This is a genomic window from Gordonia sp. OPL2 (assembly GCF_003797825.1).
Lineage (GTDB): Bacteria > Actinomycetota > Actinomycetes > Mycobacteriales > Mycobacteriaceae > Gordonia.
In genome coordinates this window covers 129,054-151,738 of the sequence record NZ_RKME01000003.1, presented here as the reverse complement: position 1 = coordinate 151,738, position 22,685 = coordinate 129,054, and the positions used below count along the sequence as shown (strand labels likewise).

The following is a 22,685-nucleotide window of genomic DNA, read 5'->3' as shown; positions in this document are numbered from 1 at the left end:
CAGGACACACGCCGGAGATCCCGGGTCACTGGTCCTGTCGCGATGGGGTGAATACCGTTGCCGGACACGACCTCGCTTCTGCCGCAAGCGATTGCGAGCTACTTCAGTTCGTCGTCGTCCCTCGGGGGTGAGGTGCCGCCGCCGGACCCGGCGGAGGTCGAACCCGAGGATGTGTCCCGCGTCCGACGACATCTCGAGGTCGCACGGCGCCGAGATCCCGGCGAGCGTCTCGTCGACGTGGCCTCGACCGAATCAGGCGGTATCGATGTCGTCGTCGTCAACGACGACATGCCGCTGCTCGTCGAGGCGGTTCTGGCGACGGTCGAGGCCCACGACCTGACGGTGACGAGGATCGATCACCCCGTCATCCCGGTCATCCGATCCGCCGACGGCAGGTTGTCGGACTTCGGCGACGACACCGACTCGACGGCCGTCGAGTCCTGGATCTACGTGGTGGCGCTGTCCCGACAACCCGATGTCGACGTCGCGCGCCTGCGTGCCGACATCGCCGAGGTCACCGGGCGGGTCGCCGACGTCGACCGCGACGTCGACGTGATGCGCGCCCGACTCACCGAACGTGCCGCGGAATGCGCGCACGCCCCGGTGGGACTGGAGACGGGTCTGCTCGCGGGCGATCGCGAGGAGTACGCACGCCTGCTGACCTGGTTCGCCGGCAATCATTTTCTGCCTCTGGCCTATGCCCGCGTCACCGCCGACGGCACCGTCGACGGTGACCGGCTCGGGGTGTGGCGGACCGATCGTGTGCGCTCGGACTTCCCGATCGCCGACGAACCTCCTCTGCTGCCCCGCGTCTCGCGGGTGTACCTCGAGACGGGAATCCAGCGCTCCGACTTCCCGGTGCTGCTGCAGATCCCCGCCTTCGACGACGCCGGGTCGCCCGACGGCGAGCACCGGTTCCTGGGCACCTTCACGTCGTCGGGTCTGCATCAGACCGTGGTCGACATCCCGGTGCTGCGGGCCAAGGTGCGTGGCGTGCTCAGCCGGGCCAACCTCGACGACGACTCGTTCGCAGGCCAGTCGATTCTGGAACTGCTGCAGAACTATCCGCTGGTGGAGATGTTCGCCGCGTCGGACCTCGAACTGTCCCGGCGCGTCGAGGAGATGCTCGACGCCGTCGCCACCCGATCGCTGCGCCTGTTCGTCCGCACCGACCCGGACGGCGAGATGGCCGCGGCACTGGTCTACCTGCCCCGCGACCGGTACAACACGCAGTCGCGGCTGACGTTGCAGGAGGCGCTGCTCGATCATCTCGGCGGGACGGCGATCGAATACACCGCCCGGGTCAGCGAGATGCCGCTCGCCCTGCTGCAGGTCCTTGTCCGCGTCGACCCCGAGATCGCCCGGTCACTGGGGCCGTTGGACACGGGCAGCGTTCGCCACGAGGCGATGCAGGCCGAACTCGCCGACGCCATCCGCAGCTGGGACGAACGCGTGCGGGAGCTGGGCCGCGCGGCCGCGTCCGGGCCGACGACACCGACCGGTTGGCCGGACGGGGGCGTCGACACCCTTCTCCGGGTCCTCCCGTCGATCCCGGACGACTACAAGGACCTGCGGACACCGGCCGACGCACTCGCGGACCTCATCCACGTCACCCAGTTGGAACCGGGAGGCGTCACCGTCACCTTGACCCGCGACGTCGACGACGACGATGTCTCCGACGCCGCCGCGGCGGTCGAGGGCGCAGCGATCGGCGACAGTGTGCACCAGCGTGACCTCGCCGACGAGCGGTGGACGTTCACCCTCTACCTGTGCGACGAGTCGGCAACTCTCACCGATGTGCTGCCCGTCCTGCACAGCCTCGGACTCGACGTCCTCGACGAGCACCCGTACCACCTCGTCCGCACCGACCGGTTGTCGTGCTGGGCTTACGAGTTCGGGGTGACGCTGTCGGCCGGGATGACGGTGGACCAGGCCACCGTCGGCGATCTCGAGCGCCGGTTCACCGAGGCGTTCGCGCAGATCTGGCGGCAGAACGCCGAGGTCGACGCCTTCAACGAACTCGTCATCCGGTGCGGACTGGACTGGCGATCCGCGGCGATGTTGCGTGCCTACGGCCGATACCTCCGTCAGTGCGGTTTCTCGTACACGACGACACATGTCGCGTCGGTGCTCGGTGGCCACCGATCGGTCACACGAGGACTCGTCGCCCTCTTCGCGTCATCGTTCGACCCGTCCTTCGCCGACGACACGCACCGCGACGAGGTCCTCGAGCAGCTGCGGCGGGATGTCGGCGAGGTGATCAGCCTGGATGCGGACCGCATCCTGTCGGCGTTCGCCGCCGTCGTCACCGCGACGTCGCGCACCAACTACTACGTGACCGACGACGACGGCGTGCATCGTCCGGTCATGTCGTTCAAACTGCGTCCGCAGGAGATCCCGCAGGCGCCGCAGCCGACGCCGATGCACGAGATCTTCGTCTACTCGCCGCGCGTCGAAGGTGTCCACCTGCGGTTCGGCATGGTTGCCCGTGGAGGGTTGCGCTGGTCGGATCGACGCGAGGACTTCCGCACCGAGATCCTGGGACTCGTCAAGGCGCAGGCCGTCAAGAACGCGGTGATCGTGCCGGTCGGCGCCAAGGGCGGCTTCATCGTCAAACGGCCACCCGCCGCCACCGGAGATGCGGGCGTCGACCGCGACGCCGTCCGGACCGAGGGGATCGCCTGCTATCGCGCGTTCATCGCCGGTCTGCTCGACATCACCGACAACATCGACCACCAGAGTGGCTCCGTCGTCCCTGCGTCGGCGGTGGTCCGCCGCGACGGCGACGACGCCTACCTCGTCGTCGCTGCCGACAAGGGCACGGCATCGTTCTCCGACATCGCCAATGAGGTTGCCGCGCACTACGGTTTCTGGCTCGGCGACGCGTTCGCCTCGGGAGGGTCGGCGGGGTACGACCACAAGGAGATGGGCATCACCGCGCGCGGCGCGTGGGAGTCGGTGAAGCGTCACTTCCGGGAGATGGGAGTGGACACCCAGTCGGAGGACTTCACCGTCGTCGGCATCGGCGACATGAGCGGTGACGTCTTCGGCAACGGCATGCTGCTCTCCGACCACATCCGCCTCGTCGCGGCCTTCGATCACCGCCATGTCTTCGTCGATCCTTCCCCGGATGCGGCGACGTCCTACCGCGAACGGGCCCGTCTGTTCGCCCTGCCGCGCTCGTCGTGGGCCGACTACGACACCTCACTGCTCAGTGCCGGGGGAGGCGTGTGGTCGCGTGAGCGCAAATCGATTCCGGTCGGCGGCGAGATGCGCGCCGCGCTCGGTCTCGCCGACGACGTGACCGAGCTGTCCCCGCCCGAACTGATCCGCGCCGTGCTGCTGGCGCCGGTCGACCTGCTGTGGAACGGCGGCATCGGCACCTATGTCAAGGCGTCCACCGAATCCGACGCCGACGTCGGCGACAAGGCCAACGACGCCATCCGCGTCAACGGAGACCAACTGGCCGCGAAGGTGATCGGAGAGGGTGGCAACCTCGGCGTCACCGAACGCGGCCGAATCGAGTTCGATCTGTCCGGCGGGCGCGTCAACACCGATGCCATGGACAACTCGGCGGGCGTGGACTGTTCCGACCATGAGGTGAACATCAAGATCCTGCTCGACTCGGCGGTGTCGTCGGGCGAGGTCGGCGCCGACGACCGGAACCCGCTCCTGGAGTCGATGACCGACGAGGTCGCCGATCTGGTGCTCGCCGACAACATCTCGCAGAACTCCGAACTCGGGTTCTGCCGTGCCTACGCTCAGGAGCGCGTGGACGTGCACGTGCGGCTGCTCGCCGACCTCGCGCGCGATCATGGCGTCGATCTGAGGCTCGAGGCGCTCCCGCAGCCCGCGGAGCTGCGCAAGAGGTTCGCCGGCGAGTTGCACCGCGGACTGACCTCCCCGGAACTGGCGACCGTCATGGCGCACGTGAAGCTGGCGGCCAAGGCGGACCTGCTGAGCACCGATCTCCCCGACAACGAGGTATTCGACCACCGGCTGGCCACCTACTTCCCGGTTCCGTTGCGCGACCGGCTCACCGCCCAGATCCGGTCGCACCGACTGCGGCGCGAGATCGTGACGACCACCCTCATCAACGATGTGGTCGACAGGGCCGGGACGACCCACCTCTTCCGGCTCGGCGAGGCCACCGGATCCTCGACGGAGGAGAGTGTCCGCGCGTACGTGGTGTCGAGCGCGGTCTTCGGCATGGACGACATCTTCGAGCGGATCGTGCACGCATCCGCCCCGGTGGCGGCCATCGACGAGATGATGCTCTACGCGCGCAGACTCGTGTTCCGCGCCTCCCGGTGGCTGCTGGCATTCCGCCCACAGCCACTCGCGATGGGCGCGGAGATCACCCGCTATTCCGGTCGGGTGACCGAACTGACCGCGTTGCTCGACAGCTGGTTCGGCGCCAGTTCCGCCCGCGACGTCGATCAGCGGATTGCGCAGTACCAGAACTCGGGTGTGCCAGAGGATCTCGCGCACGACGTCGCGGTGAGCCTGCACCGGTTCTGTCTGCTCGACATCATCGACGCGGCGGAGATCGCCGACCGGGACCCCGTCGAGGTCGGCGAGCTGTACTTCGCGGTGATGGAACATTTCGGGCTGGAAGACCTGCTCACCGCCGTGTCCGAACTGGACTACGGGGATCGATGGCATGCGTTGGCGCGCCTGGCCCTCCGCGACGACATGCACGGCGCACTGCGCGCGGTCACCCTCAAGATCCTCGAGGTGGGCGAGCCCGACGAATCCGCCGCCGAGAAGATCGACGAGTGGGAGTTCTCCCATGCGTCGCGTCTGTCGCGCGTGCGGACGATGCTGGCCGACATCACCGAGTCGGGGGCACTCGACCTCGCGACCCTGTCGGTGGCGGCCCGTCAGCTGCGCAGCGTGATCCGCTGAACCGACGAGAACCCGGCCACCACCACGAGACGCCGGTCTAGGGTGGGGCATGGCCCGGACCGCTCTGCGAATCTGTCCGCTGTGTGAGGCGACCTGCGGACTCAGCGTCACCGTCGATGATGACCAGGGCCGCATGCTCAGTGCACGCGGCGACGCCGATGACGTCTTCAGTCACGGCTACATCTGTCCCAAGGGCGCGAGCCTGCCCGAGCTCGACAACGATCCGGACCGACTCACCGGGCCGTTGATCCGGCGCGACGGCGTCCTCGTCGACGCCGGATGGGATGAGGCGCTCGAACTCGTCGCCGACCGGCTCGCCGCGACGATCGCGGCCCACGGCGGTCCCTCCGTCGGGATCTACATCGGAAACCCGAACGCGCACACCGTGGCCGGCGCGCTCTACGCGCCCCTGCTGACGCGCGCCATCGGCACCCACAACGTGTTCAGCGCGAGCACTCTCGATCAGATGCCCAAGCAGGTCGCGCTCGGCTATCTGTTCGGACACGCCGGCACGTTCGCGGTACCCGACCTCGACCGCACCGATCATCTCGTGGTGATCGGCGCCAACCCGATCGTCTCCAACGGCAGTGTCACGACCGCGGCGGACTTCCCGGGCAAGCTCGCGGCCCTGCGACGGCGCGGTGGCCGGCTCACCGTGATCGACCCCGCCCGTACCCGCACCGCCAAACTCGCCGACGTGCACCTCACTCCGCGGCCGGGTACCGACGCGGCGCTGCTGTTCGCCGTCGTGCACACGCTGTTCGACGAGGACCTGATCGCCCCCGACCTCGGTGGCATCGGTCGTCACGTCACCGGCGTCGATCGGCTGCGGGCAGAGTCCGCGGACTTCGCGCCCGAGGAGGTCGCCGCATTCTGTGATGTCCCGGCACCGGTCATCCGCGAACTCGCGCGGTCCATCGCGACCGCGCGGACAGCGGCAGTGTACGGCCGGATGGGCACCACCACAGTCGAATTCGGCACGATCGGCAGCTGGCTGATCGATGCCATCAACATCCTCACGGGCAATCTCGACCGGCCCGGCGGGGTCATGTTCCCGACACCGCCGACCGCGCCGGCACCTCGACCGCCGCGGCCGGGGCGCACGTTCCGCACCGGACGCTGGCGCAGCCGTGTGTCCGGACATCCCGAGGTCGCGGGGGAGTTGCCGGCGGCTGCCCTGGCGGAGGAGATCGACACACCCGGGGATGGACGGCTGCGCGCGGTGGTCACCATTGCCGGCAACCCGGTGCTGTCCGCGCCCGACGGCGATCGACTGGGACGCGCCCTCGACGGACTCGACTTCCTGGTGAGCATCGATCCGTATCTGAACGAGACCACCCGCCACGCGGACGTGATCCTGCCGCCGCCACCACCGTCGGCGAGTCCGCATTTCGACTTCATCCTCAACAATCTGGCCGTGCGGGCGACCGCACGGTACTCGCCGCCGGTGCTGCCCCTGCCCGACGGACGCCCGGACGAGGCCGAGATCCTCGCCCGACTCACCCTCGCCGTCGGCGGTCTGGGCGTGCATGCCGACAAACGACTCGTCGATGAACAGGTCATTGCCGCGACACTGTCGAAGGAGGTCTCCGATCCGCACTCGCCCGTCGCAGGCCGCGATGTGGACGAGATGATCGCGATGCTGCCCGACGCGCCGGGACACGAGCGGCGGCTGGACATGATGGTGCGGCTCGGTGCCTACGGCGACGCGTTCGGCGCGCGTGCCGACGGACTGACCCTCGCGCAGATACTCGCCTCTCCCCACGGCGTCGACCTGGGGCCGATGCGACCACGCCTGCCCGGGATCCTGCGTACCGAGTCGGGCACGGTGGAACTCGCCGCCGACGACCTGATCGCCGACGTCGACCGCCTGCGCGCCGCCCTGCATCGCGCTCCCGACGGTTTCGTGCTCATCGGGCGCCGGAATCTGCGGTCCAACAACAGTTGGATGCACAACCTGCCGGCCCTCACCGGCGGCACCAACCGATGCACCCTGTACATCCATCCCGACGATGCCCTGCGCCTCGGTCTCGACGATGTCGCCATCGTCCGCGGACCCGGGGGAGAGGTGAAGGTACCCGTCGAGATCACCCCGGACATCCGGCCCGGTGTGGCGTCGCTGCCGCATGGCTGGGGTCACGACCTCGCCGACACCCGGTTGACGGTGGCCGCCGAGGCCCCGGGCACGAACGTGAATCAGCTGAACGACGGCTCGCTGCTCGACCCGCTGTCGGGCACGGTCGTACTCAACGGGTTGCCCGTGGAGATCGCACCCGGCTGAACCCTTCGGAGCGCTTGCGTAGGGTTGTTGCCGCGCCCTCCGCGCCGAGGAGGACGCCTCCAGGAACGTCACGGAAGGACGCGCGTGCTCTACGAGGACGAGGGAACGAGGACTGCCGCCGGGTACGTGGTGAAGGTGCCCGTCCGGTGGTCGGACATGGATGTGTTCGCCCATGTGAATCACGCCCGGATGGTCACACTCATCGAGGAGGCCCGTATCCCGTGGCTCTTCTACGACGAGCGTCCGACCGCCTCCCTGCGTGAGGGCTGCGTCGTCGCCGACCTCCACGTGAAATACCGCGAGCAGGTCCGGCACGACGAGGGGCCGATCGCGGTCACGATGTTCGTCGAGCAGTTGCGGGCGGTCGACTTCACCGTCGGCTACGAGGTGCGTCCCCGCGACGCCGATCCGGATGCGAAGCCTGCGGTCACCGCCACCACCCAGCTCGTGGCGTTCGACGTCGACGCCCAGCGTCTGCGCCGGCTGACGGCGGAGGAAAAGGACTATCTCGCGTCGTTCATCCGGTCGGAGACGGCCGGCCGGTGACAACGCCTGAGCGTCACATCACCCTCACCGGTCCGGGCGATCGGTCGGATGCGGTGGCCTTCCTCGGCCGCGCACTGCGTCTCGACGACACCGCCGTCGTCCGGATCGCCGCCCGCCCCGACGGATTGATCGGCTTCTGGACGACCACCGGGTTCGACGTGCTCGCCGGACGATCGGTCTTCGGCGCGATGCGTCCCGACGATGTCGTGGCCGACGCGGCCACCCTGCGCACCACTCTCGCGGCCGCCGAACCCGGGAGGCCGGTGGATCCCGGCTTCGGGCTCGACAGCGCCTGGCGCGGCGCGTTGCCCGCGACCACCGGGTTCACCCAGCTCGACGACGTGCCCGCACGCACCGTCGTCGAATTGTCGCGCGGCGGTGCGACTCTCGCCCGAAACGAGGGCAGTGCGCACGGCCCAGCGACCGGACTGCTGGACCAGGACGTGCTCGACGTGTCGTCGGAGAGCGGGGACCAACGCGCATCGGTGACGATGCGTGCGCTGTTCGCCCTCACCGCCATGGGATTCATCCGCGATGCCGACGGGCACGAGATCACCGAGACGTCGCCGATCGAGAAGATCGCCGCCGACGAACCGGTCCGGATACGGGTGTCGGGCGCGTGGATCCGCGTCGACGCCCGCTATGGCTCGGTGTTCCAGCGTCGCGAACGCATCGCGATGCTGACCGTGTGACCGGTCCCGATCAGACGAGCCAGGCGGCCGAGTTCGGAGCGAGCTGACCGTCGATGAGCGGATAGCTGCTCAGCAGCACCTCGCCGGGCGGCAACTGGACCGGGACATCGCTCGTGTTCAGGGCGCACACCAGGTGCCCGACCGACCGCCGGAACGCGAGGCATCCCTCGGGGGCCCCGTACCACTCCACCGTGTCGCCGTCGAATTCCGGCCTCTCGTAACGGATCTCGATGGCCTGGCGGTACAGCGACAGGGTCGAGCCGATGTCCTCGAGCTGGGCCTCGACGGTGAATCGTCCCCACGAGTCGGGGATCGGCAACCACGTCCGGGGTGTCGAGCTGAAACCGAATGGCGGCTCGAATCCCTCCCAGGGCAACGGGACCCGGCAGGCATCACGTCCGCGCTCGGTGTGACCGGACCGCTCCCACACCGGATCCTGGAGCACCTCGTCGGGCAGGTCGGCGTTGGGGAGGCCGAGTTCGGCGCCGTTGTAGATGAAGACGGTCCCGGGCAGGGCCAGCTCGACGAGCGCCATCGCGCGGGCACGCAGGATGCCGAGGTCGACGTCGATCGTCGCACCATCGGTCAGCCGGCCGTACCGGGTCACCTCGCGGTCGACATCGTGGTTCGACAACGTCCAGGTCGGGGTGCCGCCGACCGACAGCACCGAGTCGAGCGAGTTCTCGATGGCGCCGCGGATGGCGTCGGGATCGAAATCGGCTTTGGCCAGCCGGAAGTTGAAGCCGAGGTGCAACTCGTCGGGCCGCAGGTACTCGGCGAACCGTTCGTTGTCGTCCACCCAGATCTCGCCCACGTTGGCGGCACCAGGGTACTCGTCGATGACCTTACGGATCTTGCGGTGGATGTCGTGCACCGCATAGTTGTTGAATCTCGGATCGTCGTCGCTGTTCTGCAGCAGACCGGCCGCCTCGACGTCCATGTCGGGCAGATCGACCGGTTTCGCCATCCCGTGTGCGACGTCGATGCGGAAGCCGTCGACACCCCGATCCAGCCAGAACCGCAATGTCTTCTCGAGGTCGTCGAAGACCTCGGGATTCTCCCAGTTCAGGTCCGGCTGTTCGGCCGCGAAGATGTGCATGTACCACTGGCCGGGCGTGCCGTCCGGATCCGGAACCCGCGTCCATGCCGGACCGCCGAAGATGCTGAGCCAGTTGTTGGGTGGCTCGTCGCCGTCCTCACCACGACCGTCGCGGAAGATGTAGCGCTCCCGCGCCGCACTGCCGGGCTCGGACGCGAGAGCCTCGACGAACCATTCGTGCTGATCGCTGGTGTGGTTGGGGACGAGATCCATGGTGACGCGCAGGTCGCGATCGTGGGCCTCGGCGATGAGCGTGTCGAACGTCGCCAGGTCGCCGAACAGCGGATCGATGTCGCGCGGGTCGGAGACGTCGTATCCGTGATCGGCCATGGGGGAGCGCATGATCGGGCTCAGCCAGATGGCGTCGACCCCGAGGAGTTCCAGATACCCCAATTTGTCGATGACGCCGGCGAGATCACCGACGCCGTCGCCGTTCAGATCCGAGAAGGACCGGGGATAGATCTGATAGAAGATGGCCGATGTCCACCACGTGTCGTCGGCCGGATCCAATTGGCACACGGCGACTGTCGGTGTCTCGGCCGCGGGGGTGATGTCGGTGTCCTCGTCGACGACGTTCTCGATACCGTCGCTCGCGTCGGTATCATCTTCTGCCGCAACGACGTCCGCGGCATCATCCGCGGCGATGGCCGAGACGGGAGTGGGGATGGGATCGGCCCCGGAGGCGCCTGCCTCGGTGTCGCCTACCTCGGGGTCGACGGTGTCGACGGTGTCGTCGATGGCCGCGGCGTCGGTATCGCTTCCCGCGATGTCGATCTCGGACGCATCGTCGGTCGGTTCGTGTGCGTCGCTGTCGGAGAGACCGGCGGGCTCATCGCTGTCGTCGTCGCCACTTTCCACCGCTGCGTCGTCGGTGACCGCCGCGTCCTCGGCGAACTCATCGGTGCCGGACTCGCGAGCGTCGGCCTCCTCGGCGCCGGTGCCGTCGGTGACCGGGTCAGCGGTGGCGGAGCTGGCGATCTCTGCGTCGTCGATCGCGTCATCGGCGGTGCCGCCGGCGGAGTCGGCCTCCGCGCCGGACTCCTGGCCGACCGCGGTGTCCCCGTCGGCGAGCGGCTGTGCCGTGTCGTGGGCACCGTCGGGATCCGGCTCGGCGGGGAGAACGTCAGATGTCTCATCGCTCACCGTCGTCATTGTGCCTTACCTGTGTTTTCGGTGAGAACTACAGGTGAGGTCGGCGCGTCGCGAACCGACTTGCGGCGTGTCGATCGAGGTCAGATCGGTGAGTTCATCATGGAGTTGGCGGCCATGTCCATGTAGTCGGTCAGTGCCCGACGATGGGCATCGTCCAGGGTCTGCTCGTCGATGGAGGCGATAGCGGTGTGCATGCATCGCAGCCAGGCATCCCGTTCGAGCGGGCCGATCCGGAACGGGTTGTGACGCATGCGCAGGCGAGGGTGGCCGCGCTCGTCCGAATAGGTCCGCGGACCACCCCAGTACTGCTCGAGGAACATCCGCATCCGTCGCTCGGCCGGCCCGAGGTCCTCCTCCGGATACAGGGGGCGGACGATCTCGTCGGCGGCCACCTCCTGATAGAACCGGGCCGTGAGCTTGCGAAACGTCTCGGCGCCGCCCACCTCCTCGTAGAAGGTGCGCTGTGTCGGGGGCGTGCTCGGCTCGATTCCGCCGGGGACCTCTGGGCTCACCGTCCCCATTGTCCTGACCATCCGCACACCGCTCAACATCCCAGCTCAGAAGGACGGCCGGCCACCGGGTGTTCACCCGGGCGACCTGCTACGACATGCAGAATTGTCGTGCAATCGTCGTCGTTCCGTGTTCCACTTGACTCCGTCGAATATTCACGAAGTCGAATGTTCAGGCGGGAGACGCGTATGACGAGCAGGGACACACGGAAGACGGCAACGACCGATGACGGACAGCCGCGTGTCCCCGCCCTGACGACGGTTCCCGGAGGTCTCACGCAGACGTCGGCCATGCCACCGGCGCGGTCCGGACTGCTGTGGGGACGTCGCCGCGTCCTGCTGCTGAACGCCACCTACGAGCCCCTCACCGCGATCTCGCTGCGCCGCGCGATCGTCCTCGTGCTGCGCGAGCGGGCCGACGTCATCCACGCCGACGACAACGGCCTCGCCGTGCATTCCGCCGACATGGCGGTACCCGTGCCGTCGGTCATCCGGCTGCGCACCTATGTGAAGGTCCCGTATCGCGCGGTGATCCCGATGACGAGGGCCGCGCTGATGCATCGGGATCGGTTCCGGTGCGGATACTGCGCTGCCAAGGCGACGACGATCGACCACGTCATCCCGCGGTCGCGTGGCGGCGGACACACGTGGGAGAACTGCGTCGCCTGCTGTGCGAGCTGCAATCACCGCAAGGCCGATCACCTGCTGTCCGAGCTCGGGTGGACACTGCGTGTCATCCCGTCACCGCCCAAGGGGCGGCACTGGCGGCTCCTGGCCACCGTCAAGGAGATCGACCCGGCGTGGGCCCAGTACATCGACGCGGGCGCCGCCTGACTCGTCTACGACGCGTCGTAGGGGTCGATGCCCGATGCGGTCTCCCGTGGGCTAGATTGATCACACGACCTGCGCCGCAGCCGGGTGCAGGCTTACCGCAGCTATCGATCGAAAGGGTGACATGGACAACCTGATCGTCGTCATCGGCGTGCCTGTCACGATCCTCTGTGTTCTGTCCGTCGTGGTGTGTGTCGTCGCGATGGTGTTCTCCAGCGGGGTCAAGTACCCGAAGGTGGCGAACTACACCCTCGACCAGCAGTGGGATCATCAGCCACTGTTGTTCAGCGCCACCGAGATCCAGCCGATGTCGCTGGCGCATCATGCGGAATCGACCGACGTGGACGGAGGCTCGGCAAGTGGCAAGTGGTGAGGTAGTCCAGGGATCCCACGGCGGAATCCAGGTCTCGGCGGGTGCGTCGAGCGCACTGCCCGTGGGCACCGTCGTCACCAATGGCGGACGCGTGTCGGCCACCCGTTTCCCGGGTCAGGCGCCGACGACACCGCCGTTCACCCGCGAGGAACTGATCGGCCTCGACGAAGCGCTCAAGGACGCCAGCGAGAAGGCACACGTGCGGTTCTCGGTCTACATCGGCGAACTCGGCACCGATGCCGTGGCCGATGCCCGCGCCGAGTTGCTGCGCGCCCCCGAGCCCGCCGACGGCACACTGATCGCGGTCTCGCCCAACACCCACGACGTCGTCGTCGTCTCGGGTGTGCACGTCGCCGACCGGGTCAACGATCGCGTCGCGCAGCTCGGTGTGACCGCTGCGGTCACCAGCTTCCGTCAGGGAGACCTGATCGACGGCCTGATCGCCGCATTGCGCGTCATGTCGACCGCCGCCGCGGTCTCCTGATCTGCCGCGTCGTCACGGGTTCTCGACGCACGACCGGACCGACATACGAGAACGGCCGCTCACCAGACGGTGAGCGGCCGTTCTCGTACCAGCGGTGGCCCGGATGCGGCGCTAGTGACCCGCCAGCGCCTTGCCCGCGTGAGCCTGCTCGCCGGGCACGCGGTCGACCGGACCGTCGTCGACCATGTCGGACTCGTTGAACGGACTGCGTCCGCTCAGCACGTCGTCCACGCGTCCCCTGTCCACGGTCGAGGTCCAGGAGCCGACCAGCAGCGTCGCCACCGCGTTGCCGGAGAAGTTGGTGACCGCGCGGGCCTCGGACATGAACCGGTCGATCCCCACGATCAGGCCGACACCGTCGAGGAGCTCGGGACGATGCGCCTGCAGGCCGCCGGCCAGGGTGGCCAGGCCGGCGCCGCTCACTCCGGCTGCACCCTTGGAGGCGATGATCATGAACGCGAGCAGGCCGATCTGCTCACCGATCGACAACGGATCGCCCATCGCGTCGGCGATGAAGATCGACGCCATCGTCAGGTAGATCGCGGTGCCGTCGAGATTGAACGAGTAGCCGGTCGGAACCACCACGCCGACGGTGGTCTTCTCCACCCCGAGGTGCTCCATCTTGGCGATGAGCCGAGGCAACGCCGACTCCGACGACGACGTCGCGAAGATCAGCAGATACTCGCGGGCAAGATAGCGGACCAGACGGAAGATGGAGACCCCGGCGACGGTCCGCAGCAGCACCCCGAGGACGCCGAAGACGAAGAGAACACAGGTGATGTAGAACGCCAGCATCAGGATCAGCAACTGCTGCACCGCCGCCCAGCCGGTCTGGCCGACCACGTTCGCGATGGCGCCGAACGCGCCGATCGGCGCGACCCACAGGATCATCGTCAACACCTTGAAGACCAGCTTCTGGATGTAGGAGACGGCCGTGAGGATCGGCTCGCCCGTGCGGCCCATCGCCTGGATCGCGAATCCGACGAGCAGGGCGACGAACAGCGCCTGCAACACATTGCCCTCGGTCAGTGCAGACAGCAACGAGGTCGGGATGATGCCCTCGAGGAAGTCGAGCGTGCCGCCGGATTCGCTGGCCTTCGCGGCCTGCTCGGCGCCGATACCCGCGGTGGCGGTGACGTTGAGGCCCTCGCCCGGCTTGATCAGATTGCCGACGACCAGACCGATGCCCAGGGCGATGGTCGACATGACCAGGAAGTAGACGAACGCGAGCCCGCCCACCTTGCCGACGGTCGCCGCCTTCCGGACCGAACCGATGCCGAGCACGATGGTGCAGAAGATGACCGGCGCGATCATCATCTTGATCAGGTTGACGAACATGGTGCCCAGGAAGGCCAGATCCTTGCCCAGTTGCGGCGAGACGAGACCGACGACGACACCGGCAACCACCGCGATGATGACGGCGATGTACAGCCAGTGGGTGCGGTCGCGCTTCTTCGGTGTCTCGGGGATCTCGGCCGTCGACACCGGGCCGTCGGGGCCGTCGGACCCGCCCGCCGATTCGTCGGGCCGTCGTCGCATGTTCATGTGAGTCCTCTCGTGGTCGCCGCGTCATTTGGACCGCGGGTGACAGGTCGGTGTATGGATTGTGGAACAGGTCCGTGACCGGGGTCACGTTTGTGTTCGTTTCGTTCACCCGGGCGGAGCGGGTCGACAAGGAGTGGGGTCGTGAGGATGCCGTGGGCGAGGCCGCGAACACTCGCGGGTGAGGCCGTCGCATGGTTGCTCGCGATGGTCGTGGTGATCATCGTGTGCGGCAGCGTTCTCGCGGTGCTCGATGCGCGCTACGACGCCGAGCGCACCGCGCGGCAGCAGGTGACGGCCGTGGCCGTCAGCCTCGCCGACGCGCCGTCGACGGCTGCCGCGCTCGTCTCGGCCGATCCGGCCGCCGTCCTGCAGCCGGTGACCGAGCAGGTCCGTGCGGCGACCGGCGTCGGGTTCATCACGATCATGGACGTCGACCGCACCCGGTATACGCACACGAACCCGTCGCTGATCGGCCAGAACTACATCGGATCGGTCGACCAGGCGTTGGCGGGGCAGGTGTTCACCGAGACCTACACGGGATCGTTGGGACCGTCGATCCGCACCATCGCACCGGTCCGATCGGCCGACGGCCGGATCGTGGGTCTCGTCGCTGCCGGGATCACCCTCGACACCCTCACCGACAACTGGCGCGAACAGTTGCCGTTGATCATCGCGATCGCCGCGGCCGCACTGGCCACCGCGGGTTCGGGACTCCTGCTCATCCGGCGGCGCCTGCTGCGGCAGACGGGTGGACTCGCGCCCAGCGAGTTGCGCCTGATGTACGAGCACCACGACGCCGTCCTGCATGCCGTCCGCGAGGGCCTGGTGGTGACCGAGAACGGGCTCCCGGTCCTCGTCAACGACGAGGCGCGGCGTCTGCTCGTCGACGACGCCGGTGACCGCACGTCGCGGGAACCGGTCCGCCTGCCGGACTTCCTCGTCACCGGGGACGAACCGCTCGTCGACGTGGCGTACGCCCAGAGCGGTCGCATCCTGCTGGTGAACCGATCGCCGGTACCGTCGGACCGTGGGGCCGCCGTCGTCACGATCCGCGATCGCACCGAATTGTCCGAAGCGGTCGGCGAATTGGACTCGACCCGCCGATTCGTGGAGGCATTGCGGTCGCAGGCACACGAGTCGGCGAACCGTCTGCACACCATCGTCGCGATGATCGAGATGGGTCGCAGCGATGATGCCGCGCGGCTCGCGACGACGGAACTCCAACTGTCCCAACGTCTCATCGACCGGATGACCGAGGCCGTCGGGGAGCCCGCACTGTCCGCACTACTGCTGGGCAAGAGTGCGCAGGCGGCCGAACGCGGCATCACGTTCACGCTGACCGAGGATTCCGAACTGTCCGCCGACGACTCCGACCACCTGCTGCCGACCGGCGAGATGATCACCGTGGTCGGCAATCTCATCGACAACGCCCTCGATGCCTGTGATCCCGACGATCCGTGGGTGGAGGTGACGGTGATCGGGGACGGCGCGGTCCTGCACGTCGTCGTCGCCGACAGCGGACCCGGGATGGACCCCGGCGAGTTCACCCGGGCACAGGAACGTGGCTATACCACCAAGCCGGGTGGAGACGCCGCGGGACGCGGGCTGGGACTTGCCCTCGTGGCCCAGGTCGTCGCACGCCACGAGGGCACACTGACCGCCGAGAACACCTATGGTTCGGTCGTCTCGGTCACGATCGGCGGTACCCGGGACACCGAGAGCGACGTCGGCGGTGCAACCGGGGTGTCCGATGACGAGGTCGAGAGGGGGCGATCGCGATGATCCGTGTGCTCGTCGTGGAGGACGATCCGCTGATCATCGAGGCACATCGCGAGTTCCTCGGCCGTATCGGCGGATTCGACATCGTCGCGTCGGTGTCCACGGCTCAGGAGGCGCTGCGCGCGGCCACGACGGCGGCCGGGTCTGGAGCAGCGGTCGACCTCGTCCTGCTCGATCTCGGGTTGCCCGACGCCGACGGTGTCGACCTGGCGTCGGCCCTGTCGGGCATCCGTCCGGTGCCCGACATCATCGCGATCACCGCGCGGCGCGACCTCGCGACGGTCCGAAGCGCGATGTCGCACGGCGTCCTGCTGTATCTGTTGAAGCCGTTCACCTTTGCCGCGTTCGCGGAGAAGATCCGGCAGTACCTCGGCTATCGCGACGCCCTGATCGCAGGCGAGGACGCCGTGAGTCAACGAGACGTCGACCGGGCGCTGGCCGAACTCCGCACCACCGACACGCGTCGCACCGCGAAGAAAGGTGCCGCCCCGGAGACCGAGGACGCCGTCGGCCGTGCGGTCCGCGACAGCGACGGCGGACTCACCGCATCCGAGGTCGCCGGGGTACTGGGCAGTTCGCGGGTCACCGCCTGGCGCTACCTCGAGCGGCTCGCCGACGACGGAACCGTCGAGAGGGTCACCGAATACGGCAACACCGGACGGCCACAGGTCCGCTACCGCTGGCGCAGTCGCTGACCCGGGCCGCCCGGTGAGAGCCCCTGTCCGTGGTGTGTCGTCAGCGGCGCGCGTCGAACTCCCGTGCGCGCAGCGACCGGGCCACGGTGTCGCGGCCCTCGGCGATGAGGCGCTTGAGGGCGGGCGGGTGGTCACCGGCGAGGAACTCGTCGGCCGCGGCCAGTCCGTCCTCGTCGATGGCCCAGTGCGGGTACAGACCGACGACCACGGTCTGGGCGACCTCGCTGGACCGGCGGGACCAGATGCCGGGTATCACCTCGAAGTACTTCGCGACGTAGGACGACAGGAGATCCGCCTGACCGGGCCGGGCGAATCCCTCGATCATCGTGCGGGTGAACACATTCGACAGCGAATCGTCCTCCGTCGCCTGTGTCCAGGCATCGGACTTGGCCTCCGCCAGAGGCCGTGACGCACGCGCCGCGGCGGCCTGACGTGCACCCGTGGCCGTCTTGTCCCGGGCCGCCTCGGCATCGATCACCGGCGTCGACGCGGCATCGGTGTCGATCGCACCGGCCGAGGCCGCCGCGCGCACCAGCTTCCAGCGCATGTCGGTGTCGACGACGAGTCCCGGCAGTCCGTGCGTCGCCGGATCCGCACCGTCGAGCAGGCCGCTGATCACCGGCACCTGATCGTCGGTGACACGGCCGGCGAGCAGTGTGTTGACGAAGGCGAGCTGATGATCCGAGCCCGCCTCGGCCGATCGCGCGAGCTCGAGCAGCCGCGCGCTGAACGCCGGCCAGCCGGTCTCGGCCGCCCATGCCGGATCGGCGTAGGCCTCCAGCGCGCTCGTCGCCTGCAGCAGAACCCGTTGGACGACACCGATCTCGGACTCGGTGGCGATGCCGCGCTGAACCAGCTCCACGAAGTCCCTGGCGGCCATCTCGGCCTGACGGGTCATCTCCCAGGCCGCCGACCAGACGAGCGTGCGCGGCATCGGATCGGCGATGTCGCCGATCCGGGAGGTCGCGGTGGCCAGCGATTCGGGATCGAGCCGCACCGAGGCGTAGGTGAGGTCGTCGTCGTTCAGCAGGACGAGTGCGCCGCGCCGGACGCCGACCAGCTCGGCCACATCGGTGCGCTCGCCCTCCACATCGAGTTCGACGCTGTGCGTGCGTTCCAGGGCACCCGAACCGTTGTCGTCGTACACACCGACACGGAGCCGGTGCACGCGTGTCTCCCCGGCGCCCGGCGCAGCGCCGTCCTGCACGATGGTGAAGCGCGTGAATGCGCCGTCGGCGTCGAGCTCGAAGTCTGGCCGGATGACGTTGATCCCGGTGGTCTTGAGCCACTGCGATCCCCAGTCCGACAGGTCGCGGCCCGACGACTTCTCCAGTGCGGCGAGGAGATCGGAGAATCCTGCGTTGTCGAACTTGTGCGCCTCGAAGTAGTCACGCAGGCCCGCCAGGAAGTCCTCGAGACCCACGTAGGCGACCAGCTGTTTGAGGACCGATGCGCCCTTGGCATAGGTGATCCCGTCGAAGTTCACCTCGACCGCGGCGATGTCGGGGATGTCGGCGGCGACGGGGTGGGTGGACGGCAACTGATCCTGTCGGTACGCCCAGGACTTCTCGACGTTGGCGAATGTGGTCCACGCGTTGGTGTACTCGGTCGCCTCCGACTGGCACAGCACCGAGGCGAAGGTGGCGAAGGACTCGTTGAGCCACAAGTCATCCCACCAACCCATGGTGACGAGATCGCCGAACCACATGTGCGCCATCTCGTGCAGGACGGTCTCGGCGCGGCGTTCGTACAGGTACTTCGTCACCCGCGACCGGAAGACGTAGTCCTCGAGGAAGGTGACGGCGCCGGCGTTCTCCATCGCGCCGGCGTTGAACTCCGGGACGAACAGCTGGTCGTACTTGCCGAAGGCGTACGGGATGCCGAAGTTCTTGTGGTAGAAGCCGAAACCCTGCTTGGTCTCGGTGAAGAGACGCTCGGCGTCCATGTGTTCGGCCAGCGATGAGCGGCAGTAGATGCCCAGTGGGATCGTGCCGTGGTCGTCGGAGTAGGTGTCGTTCCACTCGGCGTACGGGCCGGCGATCAGGGCGACGAGGTAGGTGCTCATCAGCGGTGTCTCGCGGAAGCGGTGCACCGTGCCCCCGTTCGGCCCGGACTCGGCCTTGAGCGTGTTCACCACTGCCGCATTCGAGATCACCTTCCAGTCCTCGGGGGCGGTGACGGTGATCGTGTACGTCGCCTTGAGATCGGGCTGATCGAAACAGGCGAACATGCGCTTGGCGTCGGCGGTCTCGAACTGGGAGTACAGGTACACCGAGTCGTCGGTGGGATCGACGAAGCGGTGCAGACCCTCACCGGTGTTGGAGTACGCGCAGTCGGCGACGACGGTGAGCGTGTTGTCGTCGGCGAGCGACGGCAGGGCGATGCCGACCGACTCGTCGAAGTCCGACACGTCGAGATCGGTGCCGTTGAGCGTGGCCGAGATCAGCGTGGGCGCCACCAGGTCGATGAAGGTGTCGGAGCCCGGGGTGGCCGTGAACGTCACGGTGGTCACCGACCGGAAGGTCTCGGTCCCGGGCGCCCCCTGGCCGTCGGTGAGGTCGAGGTCGATCTCGTACGTGCCGACGTCGACGGTCGCGGCGCGCTCGCGTGCTTGGTCTCGGGTCAGGTTGGGAGCAGTCACAGTCGGGTTCATCCACCTCTCGAATCGCGGTCGCTGGCCAGCTTAACGGGAATGACCGCGGGGGAATCTGGTTGTAGTTTCGGGAGTGACTCGTAACAACACCGGAAGGGTCAGACGATGGCAGCAGAGGCGCAGTCAGATCAGCAGAAGCGGGACCGGGTGGACTTCTGGTTCGACCCGCTGTGTCCCTGGTGTTGGATCACCTCGCGGTGGATTCTCGAGGCCGAACAGGTACGGCCGATCGATGTGAATTTCCACGTGATGAGCCTGGCAGTCCTGAATGAGGGCAAGGACATCCCGGAGGAGTACCGCGAGGGTCTCAAGCACGCATGGCGCCCGGTTCGGGTCATCGCCGCGGCCCGGGCGAGCAAGGGTGACGCGATCCTGGCTCCGCTGTACACGGCCATGGGCACCCTCATCCACAACATGGGCGTCAAGGACTTCGATCAGGTCATCACGGAATCGCTCGCCGAGGTCGATCTGGACCCGGGTCTGGCGTCGGCCGCCGACTCCGACGAGTACGACGAATGGATCCGGACCAGCCATCACGAGGGCATGGACAAGGTCGGCGACGACGTCGGCACACCGACGATCCACGTCAACGGCGTCGCATTTTTCGGGCCGGTGCTGTCCCGGATCCCGCGCGGTGAGACCGCGGGCACGGTGTGGGACGGCGCGGTTGCGCTGTCGTCGTATCCGCACTTCTTCGAACTCAAACGCAGCCGCGACGAGGACCCGCAGTTCGACTGAGACCCGAAGGGAGCCGCGCTCAGATCTTGGGCGGCATCTCCAGCCCGTTGGGCAGGGTGCCCGGGGCGATCGCGGCGGGATGTGGCGGCGGCGGGATCGGCACGACGTTTCCGCTGCCGACACCGCGGACGATCGTCTTCGGGCGGAAGAGCATGGCCCCGGCCCGCGTCCGGTCACGCAGGGCTGCGGCACGCCAGGTGAGCACGGGGTGGGAGGCAAGGGCGTTCACCGCCCACGTGAAAACTCCTCGCTCATGACTGGCGCGGTCGGCGAACTGATCGAAGTCGACGGCGGACAGCATGTATTTCCCCGCCGACAGCACGCCGATCGCCCCGGGCGCGCCCGCGGGTTGTGTGTAGTAGCCGTAGTTGTCGGCGGTGTACTCCTGAGCGCGCGACAGGGCGGCGCCGATGAACGGGATGTTCATGCCGACGCCGGTGCCCAATTGGCGCCAATAGGACGTGTGACCGGCGGCGATGTGTCCCACCTCGTGGCCGATGATGAACTCGAGGGCACGCGGGTCGCGGGCGCGGCCGCCGACCTCGAAGAGATCGGAGTAGACCACCACGAAACGTCGGAATCCGTGCCCGGAGGCGAACGCGTTGATCATGCCGTTGCCGAGCACCACGTAGGCGTCGGGTACATACTCCAGGCCGTAGCGCGCGGCCGCCTCGACGACCATCCGGTACCCCTCGGGGAACTGGGTCGGCGTCATCTGCACCCCGTTGACCCGAGGCTGGGCATAGGTCAGCCCGCGGACGAGCAGCAGGAGCAGGGGAGCGGCCAACAGGGCGAGGAAGTACTCGCTGAACTGGCCGGCCAATACCAGCACGACGATCGCGGCATAGCCGATGACGGTGATGGCGACGATCAGCACCAGCATCGGGATCTCCCACGGGTGCAGCCGCGGGCGCTGGGCGTAGGGCGCCGGCGGCAGCCAGTACGCGTCGGGCGGCGGCGCGGCCCGGTCGAGGGCCGCAGAGGAGTCGGCGACCCCGGGCACGTTGGGTATCGGCGAGTGAGCGTCCACGCGACCAATCTATAGTGACGGCATGCGTGTCTACCTCGGTGCCGACCATGCCGGATTCGAACTGAAGAACCAGATCGCCGACCATCTGAGGTCGGCGGGTCACGACGTCGTCGACTGCGGGGCGCACACCTACGACGCGCAGGACGACTACCCGGCCTTCTGCATCGACGCCGCACGGCGTACCGTCGCCGACCCGGGCAGCCTCGGAATAGTGCTGGGCGGCAGCGGCAACGGCGAGCAGATCGCCGCGAACAAGGTGCCGGGCGCACGATGTGCCCTCGCGTGGAGCGTCGAGACGGCACAACTCGCCCGTCAGCACAACAACGCACAGCTCATGGGCATCGGCGGGCGGATGCACAGCACAGAGGAGGCGCTGGCCATCGTCGACGCGTTCATCGCGACCCCGTGGTCGGACGAGGCGCGTCACCAACGGCGGATCGACATCCTCGCCGAGTACGAGCGCACCGGTGAGGCGCCGGCCGTTCCCGGCAACTGACCGACTGGTCGTCGGCGCCGGTGACAGATGCCTGAAGGCCACACCCTGCACCGTCTGGCACGCCGCCAACGACGGGTGTTCCGGGGACAACAGGTCAGGGTGAGCAGCCCTCAGGGGAGATTCGCCGAGGGCGCTGCCGTCGTCGACGGCCTGGTCTTCGCCACTGCGGAGGCCTGGGGCAAACATCTCGTCCAGCACTATCGTCCGGCCGACGACCGGCGACGGGGTGCGCGCCGGATGATCCATGTTCACCTCGGCCTGTACGGGGCCTTCACCGAGGCTCCCGCCCCGATGGATGTACCGACCGGTCAGGTGCGGCTCCGTATCGAGGGCGACGCCGTCGGTACCGATCTGCGTGGTCCGACCGCGTGCGAGTTGTTCTCGCCTGCAGATCTCGACGATCTCATCTCCCGGCTCGGACCTGATCCGCTACGTGCCGATGCCGATCCGCACCGTGCCTTCGCCGCGATCCACGGATCCCGGCGACCGATCGGTGCACTGTTGATGGACCAGCGTGTCATCGCCGGTGTGGGCAATGTGTACCGGGCCGAGATCCTCTTCCGCGCCCGCATCGACCCGTTCCGCGAGGGGCGGACGATCAGCGAGGACGAGTTCGAGGCGCTGTGGCTCGATCTCGTCTCGCTGATGCGAATCGGGGTGCGGCGCGGCCGAATTCACGTGATCCGACCGGAGGACGACCACGGGCCGGGATCCTATGCGCCGGATCGGCCCCGGACCTACGTCTATCGGCGGGCCGGTGAGCCGTGTCGGATCTGTGGCACCGACATCCGTATCGCCGAACTCGATGGCCGAAATCTGTTCTGGTGTCCTGTGTGTCAGGTCTGAGCGTCGACGTGGTGCCCGGGGGCAGATC

Annotated in this window: 17 protein-coding genes; 12 read left to right on the top strand and 5 right to left on the bottom strand. The window is 67.9% G+C overall.

Going from position 1 to position 22,685, the window contains the following annotated elements:
* Positions 1–51: 51 nt before the first annotated feature.
* The 4 genes from EEB19_RS05205 to EEB19_RS05190 all read left to right on the top strand — a co-directional run bounded on the left by EEB19_RS05205 (position 52) and on the right by EEB19_RS05190 (position 8,427).
* On the top strand, positions 52–4,908 hold the full coding sequence (locus EEB19_RS05205) for an NAD-glutamate dehydrogenase (protein ID WP_187584043.1): 4,857 nt from the start codon (positions 52–54) through the stop codon (positions 4,906–4,908).
* A 49-nt stretch (positions 4,909–4,957) separates the two neighbouring features.
* Positions 4,958–7,189 (top strand): molybdopterin-dependent oxidoreductase, encoded by a 2,232-nt coding sequence (locus EEB19_RS05200; RefSeq protein WP_187583828.1) that lies wholly within the window; start codon positions 4,958–4,960, stop codon positions 7,187–7,189.
* Between the two features lie 84 nt (positions 7,190–7,273).
* Complete coding sequence (locus EEB19_RS05195) at positions 7,274–7,735, top strand: thioesterase family protein (protein ID WP_187583826.1); 462 nt, start codon at positions 7,274–7,276, stop codon at positions 7,733–7,735.
* The gene (locus EEB19_RS05190) at positions 7,732–8,427 is read left to right on the top strand and encodes a hypothetical protein (RefSeq protein ID WP_187583823.1); all 696 of its coding nucleotides are present in this window, start codon (positions 7,732–7,734) and stop codon (positions 8,425–8,427) included. The genes EEB19_RS05195 and EEB19_RS05190 overlap by 4 nt, the downstream gene beginning before the upstream one ends.
* A gap of 10 nt (positions 8,428–8,437) precedes the next feature.
* Here the strand turns inward: EEB19_RS05190 and EEB19_RS05185 are convergent, their stop codons facing one another.
* On the bottom strand, positions 8,438–10,078 hold the full coding sequence (locus tag EEB19_RS05185; RefSeq protein WP_262365462.1) for a glycoside hydrolase family 13 protein: 1,641 nt from the start codon (positions 10,076–10,078) through the stop codon (positions 8,438–8,440).
* A 680-nt stretch (positions 10,079–10,758) separates the two neighbouring features.
* Positions 10,759–11,199, bottom strand: coding sequence for a globin (locus tag EEB19_RS05180; RefSeq protein WP_187584039.1), 441 nt, complete (start codon positions 11,197–11,199; stop codon positions 10,759–10,761).
* Positions 11,200–11,478: 279 nt separating this feature from the next.
* Here EEB19_RS05180 and EEB19_RS05175 point away from each other — a divergent pair, with 279 nt between their 5' ends.
* From EEB19_RS05175 to EEB19_RS05165, 3 genes are all read left to right on the top strand, one after another.
* Positions 11,479–12,021 carry an HNH endonuclease gene (locus tag EEB19_RS05175; RefSeq protein ID WP_187584037.1) on the top strand — a complete coding sequence of 181 codons (543 nt, stop codon included), beginning with the start codon at positions 11,479–11,481 and terminating at the stop codon, positions 12,019–12,021.
* 121 nt (positions 12,022–12,142) lie between these two features.
* Complete coding sequence (locus EEB19_RS05170) at positions 12,143–12,391, top strand: hypothetical protein (RefSeq protein WP_187583821.1); 249 nt, start codon at positions 12,143–12,145, stop codon at positions 12,389–12,391.
* Complete coding sequence (locus EEB19_RS05165) at positions 12,378–12,875, top strand: DUF5130 domain-containing protein (protein WP_262365446.1); 498 nt, start codon at positions 12,378–12,380, stop codon at positions 12,873–12,875. The genes EEB19_RS05170 and EEB19_RS05165 overlap by 14 nt, the downstream gene beginning before the upstream one ends.
* Positions 12,876–12,986: 111 nt before the next feature.
* On the opposite strand, the gene EEB19_RS05160 is transcribed toward EEB19_RS05165, so the two are convergent.
* Positions 12,987–14,414, bottom strand: a complete 1,428-nt coding sequence (locus tag EEB19_RS05160; protein WP_187584035.1) for a cation:dicarboxylase symporter family transporter — start codon at positions 14,412–14,414, stop codon at positions 12,987–12,989.
* A gap of 153 nt (positions 14,415–14,567) precedes the next feature.
* Between EEB19_RS05160 and EEB19_RS05155 the strand changes: the two genes are divergently transcribed.
* Entirely contained in the window at positions 14,568–16,202 is a 1,635-nt protein-coding gene (locus EEB19_RS05155; RefSeq protein ID WP_187584033.1) for an ATP-binding protein, read from the top strand.
* Complete coding sequence (locus tag EEB19_RS05150; protein WP_187583818.1) at positions 16,199–16,894, top strand: response regulator; 696 nt, start codon at positions 16,199–16,201, stop codon at positions 16,892–16,894. Before EEB19_RS05155 ends, EEB19_RS05150 begins: the two co-directional genes overlap by 4 nt.
* A gap of 40 nt (positions 16,895–16,934) precedes the next feature.
* On the opposite strand, the gene pepN is transcribed toward EEB19_RS05150, so the two are convergent.
* On the bottom strand, positions 16,935–19,535 hold the full coding sequence (pepN, locus tag EEB19_RS05145) for an aminopeptidase N (protein WP_187583816.1): 2,601 nt from the start codon (positions 19,533–19,535) through the stop codon (positions 16,935–16,937).
* Between the two features lie 117 nt (positions 19,536–19,652).
* Between pepN and EEB19_RS05140 the strand changes: the two genes are divergently transcribed.
* Complete coding sequence (locus tag EEB19_RS05140; RefSeq protein WP_187583813.1) at positions 19,653–20,285, top strand: DsbA family protein; 633 nt, start codon at positions 19,653–19,655, stop codon at positions 20,283–20,285.
* Between the two features lie 19 nt (positions 20,286–20,304).
* Here the strand turns inward: EEB19_RS05140 and EEB19_RS05135 are convergent, their stop codons facing one another.
* On the bottom strand, positions 20,305–21,315 hold the full coding sequence (locus tag EEB19_RS05135; protein WP_187583811.1) for a M48 family metallopeptidase: 1,011 nt from the start codon (positions 21,313–21,315) through the stop codon (positions 20,305–20,307).
* Between the two features lie 22 nt (positions 21,316–21,337).
* Here EEB19_RS05135 and EEB19_RS05130 point away from each other — a divergent pair, with 22 nt between their 5' ends.
* Positions 21,338–21,811 (top strand): ribose-5-phosphate isomerase, encoded by a 474-nt coding sequence (locus tag EEB19_RS05130; protein WP_187583809.1) that lies wholly within the window; start codon positions 21,338–21,340, stop codon positions 21,809–21,811.
* A 27-nt stretch (positions 21,812–21,838) separates the two neighbouring features.
* Complete coding sequence (locus EEB19_RS05125) at positions 21,839–22,657, top strand: Fpg/Nei family DNA glycosylase (protein ID WP_187583808.1); 819 nt, start codon at positions 21,839–21,841, stop codon at positions 22,655–22,657.
* Positions 22,658–22,685 lie beyond the last annotated feature (28 nt).

What these genes read in the sequence shown, in the direction of transcription:
- EEB19_RS05125 (WP_187583808.1), top strand. Translation starts at nt 21,839, where the DNA reads ATGCCTGAAGGCCACACCCTGCACCGTCTGGCACGCCGCCAACGACGG.
- EEB19_RS05200 (WP_187583828.1), top strand. Translation starts at nt 4,958, where the DNA reads ATGGCCCGGACCGCTCTGCGAATCTGTCCGCTGTGTGAGGCGACCTGC.
- EEB19_RS05140 (WP_187583813.1), top strand. Translation starts at nt 19,653, where the DNA reads ATGGCAGCAGAGGCGCAGTCAGATCAGCAGAAGCGGGACCGGGTGGAC.
- EEB19_RS05175 (WP_187584037.1), top strand. Translation starts at nt 11,479, where the DNA reads ATGCCACCGGCGCGGTCCGGACTGCTGTGGGGACGTCGCCGCGTCCTG.
- EEB19_RS05150 (WP_187583818.1), top strand. Translation starts at nt 16,199, where the DNA reads ATGATCCGTGTGCTCGTCGTGGAGGACGATCCGCTGATCATCGAGGCA.
- EEB19_RS05130 (WP_187583809.1), top strand. Translation starts at nt 21,338, where the DNA reads ATGCGTGTCTACCTCGGTGCCGACCATGCCGGATTCGAACTGAAGAAC.
- EEB19_RS05160 (WP_187584035.1), bottom strand. Translation starts at nt 14,414, where the DNA reads ATGCGACGACGGCCCGACGAATCGGCGGGCGGGTCCGACGGCCCCGAC.
- EEB19_RS05170 (WP_187583821.1), top strand. Translation starts at nt 12,143, where the DNA reads ATGGACAACCTGATCGTCGTCATCGGCGTGCCTGTCACGATCCTCTGT.
- EEB19_RS05180 (WP_187584039.1), bottom strand. Translation starts at nt 11,199, where the DNA reads ATGGGGACGGTGAGCCCAGAGGTCCCCGGCGGAATCGAGCCGAGCACG.
- EEB19_RS05155 (WP_187584033.1), top strand. Translation starts at nt 14,568, where the DNA reads ATGCCGTGGGCGAGGCCGCGAACACTCGCGGGTGAGGCCGTCGCATGG.